The organism is Paenibacillus monticola (assembly GCF_009664975.1).
GTDB lineage: Bacteria > Bacillota > Bacilli > Paenibacillales > Paenibacillaceae > Paenibacillus_AQ > Paenibacillus_AQ monticola.
In genome coordinates this window covers 1048647-1065817 of sequence record NZ_WJXB01000001.1, presented here as the reverse complement: position 1 = coordinate 1065817, position 17171 = coordinate 1048647, and the positions used below count along the sequence as shown (strand labels likewise).

General features: G+C 47.7%; 14 protein-coding genes. 1 reads left to right on the top strand and 13 read right to left on the bottom strand.

Going from position 1 to position 17171, the window contains the following annotated elements; translation table 11 throughout:
- Nucleotides 1-31 precede the first annotated feature (31 nt).
- The 7 genes from GJB61_RS04445 to spoVAC all read right to left on the bottom strand — a co-directional run bounded on the left by GJB61_RS04445 (nt 32) and on the right by spoVAC (nt 7524).
- Nucleotides 32-2269 (bottom strand): DUF4129 domain-containing transglutaminase family protein, encoded by a 2238-nt coding sequence (locus GJB61_RS04445; RefSeq protein ID WP_229521440.1) that lies wholly within the window; start codon nt 2267-2269, stop codon nt 32-34.
- Nucleotides 2266-3510 (bottom strand): DUF58 domain-containing protein, encoded by a 1245-nt coding sequence (locus GJB61_RS04440; RefSeq protein WP_154117221.1) that lies wholly within the window; start codon nt 3508-3510, stop codon nt 2266-2268. Before GJB61_RS04440 ends, GJB61_RS04445 begins: the two co-directional genes overlap by 4 nt.
- Nucleotide 3511: 1 nt before the next feature.
- A complete protein-coding gene (locus GJB61_RS04435) occupies nt 3512-4468 on the bottom strand; it encodes an AAA family ATPase (protein ID WP_154117220.1) in 957 nt (318 codons plus the stop codon).
- Between the two features lie 156 nt (nt 4469-4624).
- Nucleotides 4625-5566 carry a methyl-accepting chemotaxis protein gene (locus GJB61_RS31525; RefSeq protein ID WP_195724232.1) on the bottom strand — a complete coding sequence of 314 codons (942 nt, stop codon included), beginning with the start codon at nt 5564-5566 and terminating at the stop codon, nt 4625-4627.
- A 123-nt stretch (nt 5567-5689) separates the two neighbouring features.
- Nucleotides 5690-6040 (bottom strand): stage V sporulation protein AE, encoded by a 351-nt coding sequence (gene spoVAE, locus GJB61_RS04425; RefSeq protein ID WP_154117218.1) that lies wholly within the window; start codon nt 6038-6040, stop codon nt 5690-5692.
- Nucleotides 6037-7071 (bottom strand): stage V sporulation protein AD, encoded by a 1035-nt coding sequence (spoVAD, locus tag GJB61_RS04420; RefSeq protein WP_154117217.1) that lies wholly within the window; start codon nt 7069-7071, stop codon nt 6037-6039. The genes spoVAE and spoVAD overlap by 4 nt, the downstream gene beginning before the upstream one ends.
- Before the next feature lie 3 nt (nt 7072-7074).
- A complete protein-coding gene (spoVAC, locus tag GJB61_RS04415) occupies nt 7075-7524 on the bottom strand; it encodes a stage V sporulation protein AC (RefSeq protein WP_420819729.1) in 450 nt (149 codons plus the stop codon).
- Between the two features lie 510 nt (nt 7525-8034).
- Here spoVAC and GJB61_RS04410 point away from each other — a divergent pair.
- Nucleotides 8035-9108, top strand: coding sequence for a M42 family metallopeptidase (locus GJB61_RS04410; RefSeq protein ID WP_154117215.1), 1074 nt, complete (start codon nt 8035-8037; stop codon nt 9106-9108).
- A 79-nt stretch (nt 9109-9187) separates the two neighbouring features.
- On the opposite strand, the gene GJB61_RS04405 is transcribed toward GJB61_RS04410, so the two are convergent.
- The 6 genes from GJB61_RS04405 to GJB61_RS04380 all read right to left on the bottom strand — a co-directional run bounded on the left by GJB61_RS04405 (nt 9188) and on the right by GJB61_RS04380 (nt 17092).
- Nucleotides 9188-10336 carry a mannitol-1-phosphate 5-dehydrogenase gene (locus GJB61_RS04405; RefSeq protein ID WP_154117214.1) on the bottom strand — a complete coding sequence of 383 codons (1149 nt, stop codon included), beginning with the start codon at nt 10334-10336 and terminating at the stop codon, nt 9188-9190.
- The gene (locus GJB61_RS04400) at nt 10336-10770 is read right to left on the bottom strand and encodes a PTS mannitol transporter subunit IIA (RefSeq protein WP_154117213.1); all 435 of its coding nucleotides are present in this window, start codon (nt 10768-10770) and stop codon (nt 10336-10338) included. The genes GJB61_RS04405 and GJB61_RS04400 overlap by 1 nt, the downstream gene beginning before the upstream one ends.
- A 16-nt stretch (nt 10771-10786) precedes the next feature.
- A complete protein-coding gene (locus GJB61_RS04395) occupies nt 10787-12853 on the bottom strand; it encodes a BglG family transcription antiterminator (protein WP_154117212.1) in 2067 nt (688 codons plus the stop codon).
- Between the two features lie 107 nt (nt 12854-12960).
- Nucleotides 12961-14409 carry a PTS mannitol transporter subunit IIBC gene (locus GJB61_RS04390; protein WP_154117211.1) on the bottom strand — a complete coding sequence of 483 codons (1449 nt, stop codon included), beginning with the start codon at nt 14407-14409 and terminating at the stop codon, nt 12961-12963.
- A gap of 214 nt (nt 14410-14623) precedes the next feature.
- Nucleotides 14624-15967 carry a GH1 family beta-glucosidase gene (locus GJB61_RS04385; protein WP_154117210.1) on the bottom strand — a complete coding sequence of 448 codons (1344 nt, stop codon included), beginning with the start codon at nt 15965-15967 and terminating at the stop codon, nt 14624-14626.
- A gap of 261 nt (nt 15968-16228) precedes the next feature.
- Nucleotides 16229-17092 (bottom strand): aldo/keto reductase, encoded by an 864-nt coding sequence (locus GJB61_RS04380; RefSeq protein WP_154117209.1) that lies wholly within the window; start codon nt 17090-17092, stop codon nt 16229-16231.
- Between the last annotated feature and the right edge of the window lie 79 nt (nt 17093-17171).

Sequence of the window (17171 nt, the reverse complement as noted above, 5' to 3'; positions counted from 1 at the left end):
ATCTGCTACAGGGATTCACTACTGCATAACCTTAGTTTTTGGACTTCATGCTTTTCCGCAGCCGCAAAGCTTCAGTATACACCCTGCGCCAGTCTTTGTCTTCAATAACATCTGGGCTATATTTCGCCTGCTCAAACAGTACCAGCAGTGAATAGAGAATTTCGGCAATGGCCGGACGTTCACGGCTCCAGCGTCCTACTGCTTCACGCAGTGTTTCATGCTCTTCTTTTGTTAATCCTTTACGATGTATATAGCGAATCCACAGCTCGGTTTCCGCCACAATTTTCTGATCCGGTGTTAACGGACGCCTATTGCGCAGTCGTTGAACCAAGAAACGAAGGTTAAAGCGCTGTTGCCAAACCAGGTATGTTAGCCACGCCAATAATACTGCTGCCGCTGCTACGACAGCCCAGTCTCCCAGATGGAATCCTGTCTGTCCTGCGCCGTCGTTCACCGCCGTTGCTTCGTCCGGCTCATTCTCTTCCTGATCTGTATGATCTGAATCAGGAGTATTCTCATTCTGTGTCAGCAGAGGAACATTGAAGCCTGGGGTTGCCTCGACGGGAATCCAGCCATATTCCCCAAAATAGACCTCAGCCCAGGAATGGGCATCTGCATTCGTAATAGTGTAATTATTATTAAGGATTCTTCCTTGCTGTAAAGCCATATTATCCGGTAGCTGTGCTTGTTCTCCAGGCGCATAACCCTTAACCCACCGTGCAGGAATATTCAAAGAACGGGCCATTGTTACCAGGGCAGTAGAATAATAATCGCAATAGCCCTCCCTCACCTCAAACAGAAAGCTATCTACAAAATCCGAGCTTGTACTGCGTGTTAGATCCGGTTCATTGGTATACGGAAACGTTTCCTGTAGATATTGTTGCAAAAGCGCCGTTTTTTCATACGGTGTTTGTCCCGTTGCCGTTATCTCTTCGGCCAGTTCCTTCACCCTTGCCGGGAATTTATCGGGCAGTTGCAGAAATTGCTTATCCATAGTATTCCCGTCATACAGCTCCGCATAAGTCTTGGCGGTCAGCTCTTGAACTGGAATGACAGGTACCTCAGCGGTTAACTCGTAGGACAGCGGATATTTACGGTTATTTTCGTCGGTATCCCAGAGCAGCTCACTATCCCGGCTTCTCCAGAACAACCCATTGCTACTGTTCTCACCATTAACGGACTCCACTTTGGAGATAGCATAAGGACCAAAGAGCACTGGATAATCATTGTTGTTTAGCAGCTTAACCGTTTGTTGCAGCGCCTGGTACTGGACTTTGGTGGCTACCGTGGTCTCCAGACCTTCACCCACCGATGCACCTTTGAGTGGTCCCCGGTTAATCCGGTCATTATCTGTCCAACCACTTCCAGAATAGACGCTGCGAGTCTCTCCGCGCATATAGGTGCGTAAATCCGAGGTCACTGTCATCACCGGTGAATAATCAAAGCTGAAGCCTCCACCCAAATTCCCATCATCCATGCTATAGCCGGAGGTGGTATTATTCACAGCGGTATTTCCATTATCGGTTTGTGAAATCCCCTTGGAACGGGAGCCGGAAGACGTCCCTGTTCCATTCCAGTCTTTCCATGCCGTATAGGGATCAGTCAGGGTAGGACTTACTTCAGGCATATTAACACCAGTAATAATAACTAATGAGAAGATGATGGCTATATTAACGACTACTTTAATAGGATAATCAAGCAGATAGGACCAGCCATTCGGATATTGAAGTTGGAAGTTCCGCAAATGCTGAGTTACTAGCCATCCCATTGCGGCGAATACTGTCCAAGCTACCTCCTGCCACAATATAGAGGGTGTAAAGGAATCCAAGGCAGCAAACGCAGCAATGTTCATCCCTATAAATAGCAAGATGCGGGCCTTTGAGGATACCCACCATGACGATAGCAGCAGCAGGCCCCAAGCGCCTAATACAAACCATAGATAGGGGAGCATCTCGGCAGCTATATTCGGTAGTTCTTCTCTCAGGGTAAGCATTGGATCAGTAAGGTAAATACCATAGTGAATGAGCGTGCGGTACATAATATAGACAATAGCTATTGCTTCCATCAGCAGCCGGTATATCCATCTGACAGGCAAAAGGATTTCTATAACAGCCACTGTTGTCAGGACAATCGAGACAAGGGCAGTTGTCACCGTAAGCCAGATCGAATCTGTGTAGGAGACCCACTGCAGCGCAATGATCATAACCCATAGTAGACTAATGGAACGGTGCCAGGACGACTTCTGCAGATTCAGCCAGCCTCTCATCATAGATCCCCTCCTAATACTGCGGGAAGCTCCTGAAGGGAACGGATGTTATAGCCAGATAAATTGCGTGATCTCAACACATCCATCCAATCGGTATTGCGGTTTATTCCTGAAGGATTGCGTACATGCAGGTGTGAAGGCGTCATTCCCCTGCTCTCTGCCCAGCGCAGCGTATCCAGTACAGGTTTGCCGCTCTGAGGGCTGATCAGCACGAAATATGAACCTTTGGGGAACATAAGCTGTCCTTTTTCCAGTCTGGAGACTAGCGGACCACGACCTTCAGCATTGATATCAATCAAATATTGAATCATCTTCTGCCGTTCTGCCCCTGATTCCGCAGGGGTAAATACTTTGGTAGCTTTATCTAAACAGCACAAGCCAATGCCAATACGCTCACGTACACCGAAGCCGAGCAGTGAAGCAGCAACAGAAACCGCCAGCTCAAATTGATGCGAAGTCGCGTAAGCCGACGCACTGCCGTCCAGAACAAGCATTGTTTTGGGGACAGATTCATGCTCGAACTCTTTGGATTTCCAGGAGCCGGTCTTGGCAGTAGCATTCCAATGAATACGCGTCAGACGATCACCGTAAACGTAATCGCGGACACCATTGATCTGCGTAGTTTCCCGCCTAGATTGCACAAGCGAGACCTGTGGTCCCGCCAGCCGGGATTTCCGTTCGTACAACTGCCAGCGCGGGACAAATATAGCACGAGGCAGCACACGAAAATGCCCTTCAGCCATAAATGTCCCCTTGTGCTCAACCAGACCAAATATATCCTCACTTAAGATATCCGTCTCGGAGAACATATAACTCCCCCGTTCCAGCAGCGGTGTCTGAAAGCGCAGTTCGCCTTTTCCCCTCATGCTGGGAATAACACTTTCCTCAAATACCCAGGATTCGCCATTATGCCGCCGCAGAATCTCTCTTACCACCACATAGGGCAACGGCAGAAATCCCGGAATCGTAATATTAAGCTTCACGCGTAAATATCCCCCGGCATACAACAGATCTGGCTTGTCTTGACCAGAAGATAAGCTGCGAGAGCCCCGAGCGCGCCGGACACCACCCAAACCTCCGACAATTAAATAAATCAGGAGTACGGAGACCATAATAAAGAGCATAAATGATGTCTTGCCGCCCTGAAAAAGTACGTACATTAGAGTAATACACCAAATCACGAGTATGCCGACGAGCTTCGCCGGCTGGATGACAGCTGCCGCCGCAGACAAGAAACGTCTCATTTTATTGCCTCATCGCAACAGGTACATTTATACTCTGCAGAAGCTTCTGCAGCATAGAATCCACACTGACGTTGTCCAGACGCGACTCTGGACGCAGCAGAATGCGATGGCCGAGTGCATACGGCGCGAGCACCTTTACATCATCAGGAAGCACATAGTCACGTTCTTGCAAAAAGGCATAAGCTTTACAGGCCATCATAAAGGATAACGAAGCCCGTGGACTGGCACCCAGCAAAACAAGCGGATGTACTCTCGTCTGACGTACAACATCCAGCAGATAGGTCAATACGGGATCGCTTATATAAATCTCACGAATCTCTTCTTGAATGGCAGCAATCTCACCCATAGTTGTTACTGGCAAAAGTCTGTCGAGAGGCTGTCCTTCCTGATGGCTGAGCAGTAGACTCTTCTCGGTTGCAGCATCAGGATAGCCTAGGCTCATTCGCAGCATAAAGCGATCAAGCTGAGCCTCAGGCAACGTATAAGTCCCCTCGAAATCAATCGGATTCTGGGTGGCGCATAGCATGAACGGATGCGGTAGAGGATAGGTCTCGCCGTCCACGGTTACATTCCGCTCCTCCATGACTTCCAGAAGTGCAGACTGGGTCTTGGTTGTAGCCCGGTTGATCTCATCAGCGAGTAAAATATTCGTCATGACCGGTCCTGGTCGAAAATGAAACATCTCATCCCGCGGATGATACACCGACACGCCGGTTATATCACTCGGCAGAATATCCGGGTTGCATTGAATCCGGCGGTATTCACCTGACATTGATCTTGAGAGTGCCCGAATCAACTGGGTTTTGCCAGTTCCCGGCACATCCTCAATCAGGACATGCCCACCGGCAAGTAATGCCGTCAGCAATAATTGTATCTCAAATGATTTGCCTAGTATGCAGGATTCCAGATTAGTGCGAACAGCATGTACTATTTGCATTGATTCTTGACGTACGGGCATATATGGTAAACCTCCTATGTCAGAATAAGCAGTATCATTTATATTTTACATGATTCGGGGACCCAAAGTACATTATTGTAACGTGGAAATTGAAGATATATATACAACCAGAAAAAAAGCTGAAGCAGAGGCTCCAGCTCAACCTTTTTTCAAGGCTTAATTCGTCGTTTCCTTATCAGATACCAGTTCATTTAGTCCTACGATTAGACTTTCCAGCTGTTTAAAGCTCTCCACCATCTGATTTGTAATATTGCGCTGCTCCTCCACACCTGCGAGAATCTCTTCCGTTGTGGCGCTGGACTGCTCGGTAACACTGGAAAACTCCGTCATTTCGCTTACAATTTTTTCGGAGAAATGCTTCATTCCAGATGAGCTTTCCTCCACATCTCCGGCCTGTACAAGTACTTTATGAGCATTAACCTGAATAGATTGGAACACTTTTTCAGTGCTTTGAACGGATTCGCTGCCTAATCTTAGAATCTCGCGGCTATGCTCAAACTGTGCAATCAGTGTCTCTGTCTGAAGCTGCAGGCCTGCCATTACACCACTAATTGAATCAACCGTTCGCCCGGAACTCTCAGCAAGCTTACGTACTTCTCCGGCAACTACTGCGAATCCTCTTCCATGTTCTCCAGCACGAGCTGCTTCAATAGATGCATTCAGTGCTAGCAGATTGGTCTGTCTTGATATTTGTGTAATTCCATCCAACATCGTATGAACATCTATACTTCTTTGAGAGAACACTTGCATCTGTTTCGATGTAATATCCATCACTTCCCGCAGCTCGGAGAATTGACCCGTCAGCATCGAAATATTCTCGCTTCCCTGCTCACTGACCGCAGCCGTTTCGGCGGACAACTCTTTCATCTCTATAGAATACCCTGCTACATCACGGATGTGATTGTCGGATACTGAAATAGACTCTGTAATATCTGCTATGCTACTAGCCTGATATTCAATTCCTTTGGAGACCTCCTGAAATCCGATGGCTACCTCGCTCGTAATGGCCCCCACCATCTCAACTTCCCCTTTAAAGTTACCAGTGAACTCGTAAAGTCCGTCCACAGATGTTCTCACACGAACTAATAAATATTCCACACGACTTCCTGTAGCCTCCATCTGCACCCGCTGCAACTAGCAAAATTCACTTCTAAAGTCCTATCAATAAATAAAGACCACCTCCATTGGCGGTCTTTATTTATTCTGCTGAGTTGTGTGTTTCTAACCCTTTGGTCTTACCACCAAGGCTGCTAGGAATGAGAACACAATCGCTGATGAAATCCCGGCGCTAGTCAAACTGAACATACCGGTGACTACCCCGATCCAACCTTCCTGTTCAAGTTCGGTTAATGCTCCGTGCACTAGGGAATTCCCAAAGCTGGTAATAGGAATGGATGCTCCCGCCCCGGCGAATTTGACCAAGGGATCATACAGCCCGAAAGCATCAGCAATAGCTCCTGCCACAACCAAGGTACTCATCGTATGTGCAGGTGTCAGTGCCAATACGTCGAACATCAACTGACCGATTACACAAATCGCTCCTCCGATTAAAAAAGCCCATAAATAAATCATACTCCTTCACCTCCGATTTCCAGGGCTACAGCATGTGCCACACAGGGAATGCTCTCGCCCTGCTGATAGGATAAAGGTGACAGTAAAGCGCCAGTTGCTACAATCAGCACTCGCTTCAGCTCCCCTTTCTTCATACGTTTCAGAATATGTCCATAAGTTACGACTGCAGAGCAGCCACAGCCACTTCCACCAGCGATCACATATTTTTGCTTGTCCAAATCATAAATAAGCAGACCGCAGTCATCAAACTTGGTTTGCTCCATGGGAATGCCCTCTTTTGCCAGCAAGGCTTTAGCTATAGGCAAACCAACCGATGCGAGATCACCGGTGATAATCAAATCATAATATCCCGGGGAAAGGGTGGTGTCCCGGAAATGCGCTGTTATTGTATCTGCCGCAGCAGGTGCCATTGCTGTCCCCATATTAAATGGGTCGGTAATATCTAAATCCATTACACGTCCGATGGTGGCTGATACGACCTGTACCCCTTTGCCGGAACCATCATTTTTGCCGATAACCGCACAGCCAGAGCCAGTTACTGTGTATTGGGCGGTTGGTGGTTTTTGAGAACCATATTCAGTCGGGTAACGGAACTGCTTCTCCACCGTACAATTATGGCTTGAGGTTCCAGCCAGTACATATTTGCTGCCTCCAGAATCTACAATCATTGAGGCGATTGCCAGGCTTTCCATAGAGGTAGAACAGGCGCCGAATACTCCGAGATAAGGCACACCCAGCTTCCTTGCTGCAAAAGAACTGCTGATAATCTGATTCATCAAATCTCCACCGACAAAAAACTCCAGTTGCTTCTCATCTATTCCCGCATTGTACAACGCCAGCTGCGAAGCTTTCTCAAAAAGAGTGCGCTCTGCCTTTTCCCAGGTTTTCTCCCCCATCTTCAAAGTGTCATAGATGAAGTCAAAATCCGCTGCTAACGGCCCCTCTCCCTCCTCGGGTCCTACCACGGCGGAAGAACCTAAAATTACAGGACGAGTAGTGAACTGCCAGGTCTGACTGCCGAGTTGCTGCATATCTTAATGCCCACCTCCTAAGCCCAGAAAGGCATAGATTATGCCAATCACGAAGGCCGCCACAGCTCCAAACACAATTACAGATCCGGCTAGCTTGAACATGTTCCCGCCAACCCCGAGCACCAGACCTTCGGCACGATGCTCAAGTGCGGCGGAACACATACTATTGGCAAAACCTGTGACGGGTACCGCTGTGCCAGCGCCAGCCCATTGAGCCATTTTGTCGTACACTCCAAAACTGGTAAGTATAACCGAAATTAGAATCATCACAGCAACGGTAGGACTCGCCGCCTCCTTGGAAGTCATTCCGAAAATAGCCATAAAGGCCTCCTGTATGCCTTGTCCAATGACACAGATCAGGCCGCCCGAGAAGAAGGCCCGCACACAGTTTTTAAATACAGGTCGTGCTGGCACAAATGGCTTGGACAATTTCTCATAATCCTGTGGAGTCAGCGTATCAAGCCGCAGCTTGACACCGGATCTTTTGGTTTTCACTGGCAAAGAGGACACCTCCTGAAGTTAAACGAAGGGGGCCTCATGGCCTCTCGAAATACCTGTGTGGCCCCTTTAACTTGTCTTCGCTTAGAAGTTTCTCTTATTGTTAGCCATTTATTGCTTTGTTATGTCCCTTAGAGCTCAGGAAAAATACAGTAACACCACAACCAGCAGCATAAACAGAACAAGTATCAGTACAGTTTCATTCTCTAAGCTGTACCGATACCGGTGTCTCTTTACCATTCTGCTGGCCTGTACGCTCCGGGAGTATACCGGTTTCCTTCCTTTCAGCATACTATCAGCTACCCTCATCCTAGATTCGCATCCTTTCTACTGCTCCTGCCACCAGAGCCACTACTGCATAGTATTCGGAGTGATTGTGCCCGGTGTTCGTTTGCCTCAAGCATGGACAAGCGAGCCGACAATGTTCATACTGGATAAGATGATTAACAAAGGAGCGATACGAATATGAATCAAGAAACGTTGGATTTATTCAAGACTCTGACTGAATTCCCCGCAGCTCCAGGCTTCGAACGCGAACTGCGCGCTTACGTCAAGGATGCTATGGCACCGTATACTGATGAATTCGTGCAGGATCGTCTAGGAAGCCTGTTTGGTGTGCTGCGCGGTGAAGAGAATGGGCCCAAAATTATGGTAGCTGGGCATTTTGATGAAGTAGGTTTCATGGTAACCGGCATCACTGACAACGGAATGATCCGTTTCCAGCCGCTGGGTGGCTGGCTGTCCGCTGCTGTAGCTTCGCAGCGACTGCAGATCATTACTCGCAAGGGAACGCTGACAGGCGTTGTGGGAAGCACTCCCATCCATTTGTTGAGTGATGAAGAGCGGAGCAAGACTGTAGATATCCGCAAGATGTACATTGATATCGGAGCAGATAGTCGAGAAGAAGCAGAGAGCTTCGGCGTTGCCCCGGGCCAGCAAATCCTGCCGATTTGTCCCTTTACTCCACTTGCCAACCCTAAGAAAATTATGGCTAAAGCTTGGGATAACCGCTACGGCCTAGGGTTGGCCATTGAACTGGTTAAAGAGCTGCATGGCAAAAAGCTGCCGAATACCGTCTTCGCTGGAGCTACCGTACAGGAAGAAGTAGGATTGCGGGGAGCACGCACTGCGGCTAATCTGCTCTCACCTGACATTTTCTTCGGTCTGGATGCCAGCGCTGCTGCCGATATGACTGGAGATCGCCAAGCGTTCGGCCAGCTCGGTCAAGGCGCATTGCTGCGCATTTATGACCCAACGATGGTCACCCACCGCGGACTGATCGAATATGTTCAAGATATGGCGGATACCCACCGGATCAAATATCAGTATTTTGTCTCCCAAGGGGGAACGGATGCCGGTCAGGTGCATGTCAGTGGAATCGGTGTACCGTCAGCAGTAATAGGTATCTGCTCACGATACATACATACTGCCTCGTCTGTAATACACAGCGATGACTATGCAGCAGCCAAAGAACTGCTAATCAAGCTGGTAGAAGGGCTGGACCGCACAACGCTTCAGACGATTATTGAGAATAGCTGAGACTTCTTCAGATAATATTGAAATGACAAAAAGCCGATGGGAAGATTATCCTCCCTTCGGCTTTTCATATTCAAGTGAATTATTTCTTCAGCTTGCCATATTCGGCCATAACTGATTGGTGTATTTCATGGTCTGCAGCAAGTCCTGTGTACTTAGTAACTGCGGCCTCGACTCCAAGCTCGGCAATAGCAGCTTGAAGCTCCACTGCTTCTGGATCATCAGTAACGTCGAATAACAGAGCTGCAGCCATGGAACGGGTCAGTGCAGTGTAGCTCAGCCCTCTCTCGCAAGCCTGAAGCGCCGGTGACACAAGCCGGTCGTTCGGAGACAGCTTACGGAGCGGAGAACGGCCTACACGGGACACTTCATCCGTCAGCGCGGGATTGCGGAAACGTTCAAGGATTTTATCGATATACTTGCTATGCTCAGCTTTATCGAAGCCATGTTTCTGCACCAATACAGCACCAGTCTCCTCTAGCACTTCCCGCACCAGAGCCGTCAATGGCTCATCGGCCATCGCCTGTTGAATGGTTTCGTAGCCACGCAGGTAACCCAGATAAGCAGCTGAGCAATGTCCGGTGTTTACTGTGAACAGCTTGCGTTCAATGTAAGGCTCCAGATTCTCCACATAATGTACACCCTCTATAGGAGTATAACCCGGAATCATCTGCGAGGAATCCACGACCCATTCATAAAAGGGCTCAACAACTACTTTTAGAATATCATCATGCTTCTGAAGCGGCACAATTCGGTCTACTGCAGCGTTCGGGAAAGCCACAGAAGCATCTGCTTTGCGGCGGGTGTCTTCATCCAGCTTCGCATGCACAAGTTCTTTGAGCTGCGCACTCCCGCCAATCGCATTCTCACAAGCGATGATATGCAGCGGAGCTGCGGAAACAGCCACCCGTTTGCTGATACCATCAGCAACTGCACCCGCAATAAATTTCAAGATAGATACGCCGACAGCTGTTGTAACCAGGTCTGCTTCGGCAATGGCCGCAACCACCTCTGCAGCATGAGTTACACTGCTGAGCGCTGTTACATTGTTAACCATTACCGTTTCCTGACCATCACTTGCCAGTGTCACCGGATATTCTCCACGTTTCTGCAGCTGCGAGACAAAATCCTCATTCACATCGACGAAGCATACTTCATAACCCGCCTGAGATAACAATAGACCAATAAACCCTCTGCCAATATTACCCGCGCCAAAGTGTACAGCCTTCATTATTCAACGCCTCCTTCAAAGATAGCGATGATATCAGCGGCAGTAGCAGCATTCATTACACGATCAAGTGCGCCATCTTCGGAGAAGATCATAGCTACATTCGTCAGTACTTCCATGTGTCCATCGCCCGCAGCTGCAATGCCAATGACGACAAAAGCTGGTTCATCACCGCCAAAATCAACGCCATCCGGAAAGCGAACTACAGACAATCCAGTAGATTTGATAAAAGGTCTGGCCTCCTTGGTGCCGTGCGGAATGGCAAGCCCTTCGCCCATATAGGTCGATACTACCTCTTCACGCTCCAGCATTTTAGGAATATATTCCTCAGTCACATGTCCTGCAGCAACAAGCAGTTTACCAGCCATAGTGATCGCTTCGTATTTATCTTTTGCGGCACCATTCATTATTACTTTATCTTCTGACAGTATACTCATATGGTTTCTCTCGCTTTCAAATTTTATTTTCAAAAAAACGCAGGAGTTCTGACGATAAATATCGCCTGATCTCCGACTCCGTCCGTTCCTCCAACAGCTTGACTAATTCAGAATTCAGCAGCAAGGCGCTAATTTCACTGAGCACTTCCAGACTCTCCTTAGATAACTTGCGCGGGGCAAGCATGAGCAGAATCACTCTGACCTCGGTGTTCCCTTCCAGATGAACGGGCTGTCTCAGACGATATAACGTCAACGAGGACATATGAATGTGGCTGCTTCGTGTATGGAACAGCGCGAGCCTTGTATCTGGAATGACTTGACTGGCCATTCTCTCCCGTTCCAGCAGACGCTCCAGCAGAATATCGGCATCACCGATCACACCGCTGCCACTCAGCATATCCAGCATTTCCGAAAGTGTTGTTCGCAAGCTCATCCCACTGTTATCCAACGGATGAAACCGGAAACGTTCGAGCAAACTAACCATCTCATTCAGAATGCTTTGATGACTCTTCATTCGGTCTAATGCTGCTTCCTCCCGAACCGATTTGTCAGGTTCGCCGGGTGAAGAAATCTTCCGATCACTCAATGTAGTATTCTGAATGTAATTCAGCAGCTTTTCTATTTCTTCCGCTGACAGCAGAGGGCTGATTTTGATATATCGGTCTTTATCCAGTGGAAGATCAATCGTTGAAATAATCAGATCATAGGTATCCTCCGGCAGCCGAGCAGCCTCGTACCAGGAAATATTCCGTAGAATTACAATCTGCGGCATCTCCTTTGTAAGCCTTGTAGCCAACAGCCGTGAAGAGCTCAACCCACTGGCACAGACGAGAATGGCCCGTACATTACGCCTAAGTTGATTCAATCGTTCCACGGATGCACCAAAGTGCATGACCAGAAACCCGATTTCTTCATCCGGAATTTCCGGCTCCATCTGCAAATCCTCAACCGCTGCCCGGACGATATTGAATAAGTATTCATAATCTCTGCGTATGGGTCCAAGAAGAGGATTTCGAATACGGGTTCCTTCACGAATCCGTTTCAACGCCGGATCAATATGCTCAAGCAGACCTTCTCGTAGTGAGCGATCGCTTTGGAAGGAAATCCCTGTCCGCTTCACAACACTCTCCGTCAGTCTATATACAATTTCCATCAACTCAATATCTCCATAAGCAAAGCCTGCAGAGGAGAATGAATCCTGAACCTGATCAAATAATCCGGCAATATAAACAATTTCCACCGATGGAAATTTCAGACCCAAAGTCTCACCCAGCCGCTGCGCATAAATCTCTGCACCTGCAATATTACGATGATTAGACAAACGTGTATATCCCGCCTCTTCGGCGCTATCCACACCTCTGTCTATCTCTATCCGTCTTGTAGTAACGGCTAGACCCAGCAGAAGCTCCATGTATACGATTTCCGGCAGTTCTGTTGTCCATTTCCATTCCATGTCCCATAACGTGTTCTCCACGTGCATAAGATTATTCTTACCTACAGTAGACAACAGCATCTTGAATATTGGATTCACATCAAGCTGCAAGTTATGGCCCACCAAATCTGACAAATCAAGATGTTCAGCGGCCAGACGGCTTATGGCCCGGCGTTTGTCTATCTCAGAACCGGTGATCTCCACACCGTATCCTCTTCTGCGCACCAGAAGTAATCCGAACTTTCGGACCCACGGCTCCAGTTCATCCAGATCATAGCTGATCGATGCCACGGTTACCTTCAATGAATGAGCAAGGGAGTAGAGCTTTACAGGCTCCTCAGCCTCCAGTAGAGCACATAACTCATATACTTTACGGTCCTCACCCGAGTACTCCGCCAACTTTTCTTCCCGCAAAAAAAGACGCAATTTCTCAAGACCGGCCTCAGGACCGTTCAATTGAAGCCCTTTTCCTGATTTCCTGCTTAAATCCAGACCGAAATCCTGCAGGATCAACTCGATGTCTTCCATTTCCCGATGAACGGTTCTTACGCTTACTCTAGTACCTGCCGCAATTTCAGCCGCCGTAATTCCCTCACTCACTCCTAAGAGGAGCAATATCATCTGGCGTTGCCTGGCGGTAATTTTCCTCATATCTGGGGACCCTCGCCTTAAATGGAGACAAACGCTGGCTTTGTCAGCCAGCGTCTCCTTTATTCACCATTTTATACGTTTAAAATATCAATGTACAATTTTGCCTCTTACTTCAAACGTTCCACGAGCTCATCATACTTAGGACTCTTCAGAAAGTTGTCAATAGAGATATGCTCTGCATTCGGACTGTTGGCAATTGCACGATCAGTCAGCGTCTTCTGGGTAATCACGATATCGGCGTCTGCCGGAATTTCACTGACTGCAGAGTTAACGACTGTAATGTTAATGCCTGCTGCTTGCAATTTCTTTCTCAGCACGGAAGCACCCATGGCACTGGAACCCATACCTGCATCGCAAGCGAAGACAATTTTGTTAACATCAGCTTTGTTGCGGACATTAGCGGCAACGTTAGCTGTGACTACAGTAGCTGCTGTTTGCGCTGCTGTACCCGCGGATTTCATTTCTCTTACTCTTGCTGCTGCTTCTTCCAGATCTTCTTCTTCTTCGCCGTTCTTCTTGCTGGTCTTCAGCAGAACAGAAGCAATGAGGAAGGATACAACAGTTGCAGCTATTACACCCGCAAACATCGGGAAGAATTCACCCTTAGGCGTCATTGCAATGTAGGCAAAGATACTACCCGGAGAAGGAGAGGCTGTAAGACCTGCACCCAGCAATTGGAAAGTAAATGTACCAGTAACACCACCACCGATAACAGCCAGGATCAGGCGGGGATTCATCAAGATGTAAGGGAAGTAAATTTCGTGAATACCGCCAAAGAAGTGAATGATAACCGCACCAGGTGCGGACGATTTAGCAGATCCACGTCCTACCAGCCAGTAAGCCAGCAGAATACCAAGCCCTGGTCCAGGGTTCGATTCGAGCATGAACAGAATGGATTTCCCTAATCTTGCGGACTCTTCAGCCGCTATTGGACTAAGTATCCCGTGGTTGATGGCGTTGTTCAGGAACAACACTTTTGCCGGTTCAATAATAATGTTGACCAGCGGCAGCAGATGATTGTTGACAAGAAACTCTACTCCATCGGACAATATATTGGTAAGACCTACTACTAGCGGTCCGATACCTTTATAGGCTCCAAGGGTTAAAGCCCCGCCGATAATCCCCAATGAAAAGTTGTTGACCAGCATTTCGAAGCCAGCTTTGATTTTGCCTTCAACCGCACGGTCGAATTGTTTCAGTATCCAGCCTGCCAATGGACCGACGATCATGGCTCCAAGGAACATAGGAATATCGGAACCGACAATAACGCCCATCGTGGCTATGGCCCCGATTACTCCACCGCGTTTGCCGTGAATCATCTGACCGCCAGTATAACCGATAAGTAAAGGCAGCAGGAATTTGATCATTGGATCAACCAGTGTTGCCAAATCTTTATTAGGCAGCCAGCCTGTTGGGATGAATAAAGCTGTAATTAACCCCCAGGCGATAAAAGCGCCGATATTCGGCATAACCATACCGCTAAGCATACGGCCGAATTGTTGTACTCTCACCCGTACCCCACCGGATGAATTTTGCTTAGTTGCCGTTGTGGCCATTTGAAATGCCCCCTTAAATTATTGAATGGGACTCCTTTGCTGTTAAGCTTGTTAAAGGTCATCCCCTATGTACACATCCTAAATCAAAGCGCTTTCTTTGTCACCAAATTGAAAACACGGTTTCGTCATGAACATTGTTGACAACATTTAAGAGCTCCTGCTTAGAAGAAACGGAAGCTAGCATGTAACGCTTGGCTCCCGCAAATTCACCATATTAAATATCAAACCCACCGTTTGCTATCGTATCCTGGTACCAGTAATAGCTATCCTTCTTGGTTCGTTGAAGCGTGTTGTAATCCACATGGATCAGACCAAAACGTTTGGTATAGCCATATGCCCATTCAAAATTGTCCATCAAAGACCAACAATAATAGCCTTTGACGGGAATACCAGAAGTTAAGCAGCGTTCTAACTGAATCAAATGCTTGTGGATGAACTCAATGCGTCTCTGATCGGACACCACTCCATCTACCGGCTCTTCGTTATAGCATGCACCATTCTCCGTAATATAAATCGGAATATCTCCATACAAGGAATGAATGTAGCTTAAAACGGTATAAAAACCTTGTGGATAGATCGGCCAGCCGATATCCGTATGTTCGTAGCCAACATTCATCGTGCTGCATTGTATAAGTCCGGCTTCCTTGTCGAACTTGGCAACTGAGCCGTTATAATAATTGATACCCAGCATATCAATAGGCTCACTGATAAGCTCCATATCACCCTCGACTATATGCAGTTCAGCACCAGCTTCACGGAACCACTCTACAAGAAAGGACGGGTATTTACCCTTGAATACCGGATCCATGAACCACTCCAGAAACCAGCCATTCTGTCTTCTGCAGGCATCTAGATCCTCCTGCCGTGAACTGTAGGGCTCCATCCAAGTCACATTCGGTGCATATCCAATCTTGCCGTCATACTGGAGTTCGCGGAACTTCCTAACGGCTCCTCCATGAGCTATGAGCAGATGATGGGCCACATCGACTGCAATCTGCAAATCCTTGTCCCCTGGAGCATGCTCTCCATAATAATGAGACAGAAACGAAGCGCACCAGGGCTCATTAATCGTGTACCACTGTTTGATTTTACCGTGGAAAGTTCTAAATAGCATCTCACAATATCCGACAAACGCCTCAATGGTGCTGCGGTTGCGCCAGCCTCCTTTATCCTGCAAAGCCTGTGGTAAGTCCCAGTGATACAGAGTGCATACCGGCTCTATGCCATTTTCCAGCAAAGTATCAATAAAGGATTCATAGAATTCCAAACCTTTAGCATTAACTTCCCCGGTACCTTCCGGAAAAATACGCGGCCAAGCGATCGAGAAACGATACGATTTGATACCCAGCTCTTTCATTAAAGCGATATCTTCGCGGTAACGATGATAACTGTCACAAGCTATATCACCATTATCACCATTTATAACCTTGCCCGGAATGCGAGAGAACGTATCCCAAATCGACAAACCCCGCCCATCCTCCTGGTAGGCCCCTTCAATCTGATAGGAAGCTGTTGCCGCACCCCAGATAAAGTCTTGCGGAAATTCAATCTTGGTCATGAATCTTATTCCTCCTGTTATTCTTGTTAGCATAAAGCGGAACTCACTCGCTATGGCAACAATTATAGATTGCATAATGGCTTTTGATGTTTATATTACAATTTGCTAATGAAAAGTTAAATACTTTTTTGTATTTGTTATTTATATTTTATTTATTAATGCAAACTTATCTGTATATTACCATAACAAAAAAAAACAAGAAATAACCGTCCGGCAATTTCCCAGACGGTTATCTCAACACCATATATAATTGTGAAACCCTCAAATCATATCCAGCGGAACCTTCCAGGATGGTCTTGGAAAAGCATCCTCCAGTTTCCACAAATCATCTTTAGTGAAGGTAATCAACCCGGCAGCCGCATTCTCGGCAACATGCTCCACCGTGCCCGCTTTGGGAATGGCGATAATATCCCCATCACGGATCGACCAAGCCAACAACACTTGTAGAGGTGTAACTCCGTGAGCAAAGGCAATTTCCTGCACAGCCTCACTCTCAAGCAGTCCTTTACGTAGTGAGCCGGCTTGCGCCAAGGGAGAGTAAGCCATTACCGGGATCTTGTGGCCTCTTAACCAAGGTAGCAGCTCATGCTCAATTCCTCTGGAGCCCAAATGGTAGAGTACCTGGTTCGTAACACAATGAGTTCCCTCAGCTATATGCAATAGTTCCTTCATATCCCCCATGTCGAGATTGGATACGCCCCATCTGGCTATTTTGCCTGCAGCCACCAGCTTCTCCATACCTTCTACAGTTTCCTCAAGCGGAATATTCCCCCGCCAGTGAAGCAGGTAAAGATCCAGATGATCGGTCTTCAGTCGGCTCAGACTTTCTTCGCAACTGCGGGCAAGATGCTCGTTCCCAGCATGATGCGGATACACCTTCGATACAAGAAACACTTTATCCCTGATGCCTTCTATAGCTTCTCCAACCAACTCCTCCGATCGCCCATCTCCATACATTTCAGCCGTGTCTATCAGATCCAGACCCAGCTCCACGCCCAGTCTCAAGGCCGCAATCTCTTCTGCCCTTTGGGCCTCCTTATCACCCATAAACCACGTTCCTTGCCCAATTCTGGGCACAGAAGCCCCATCCGAAAGCAGCAGCCGGTTAGAAATTTCCCTATTCATATTTAAAGTCCCCTTAGAGATCAGTTGTTTACTTATTATACTTACCACGTTAAGCATTTCAAAAACATGGATAAGTGTC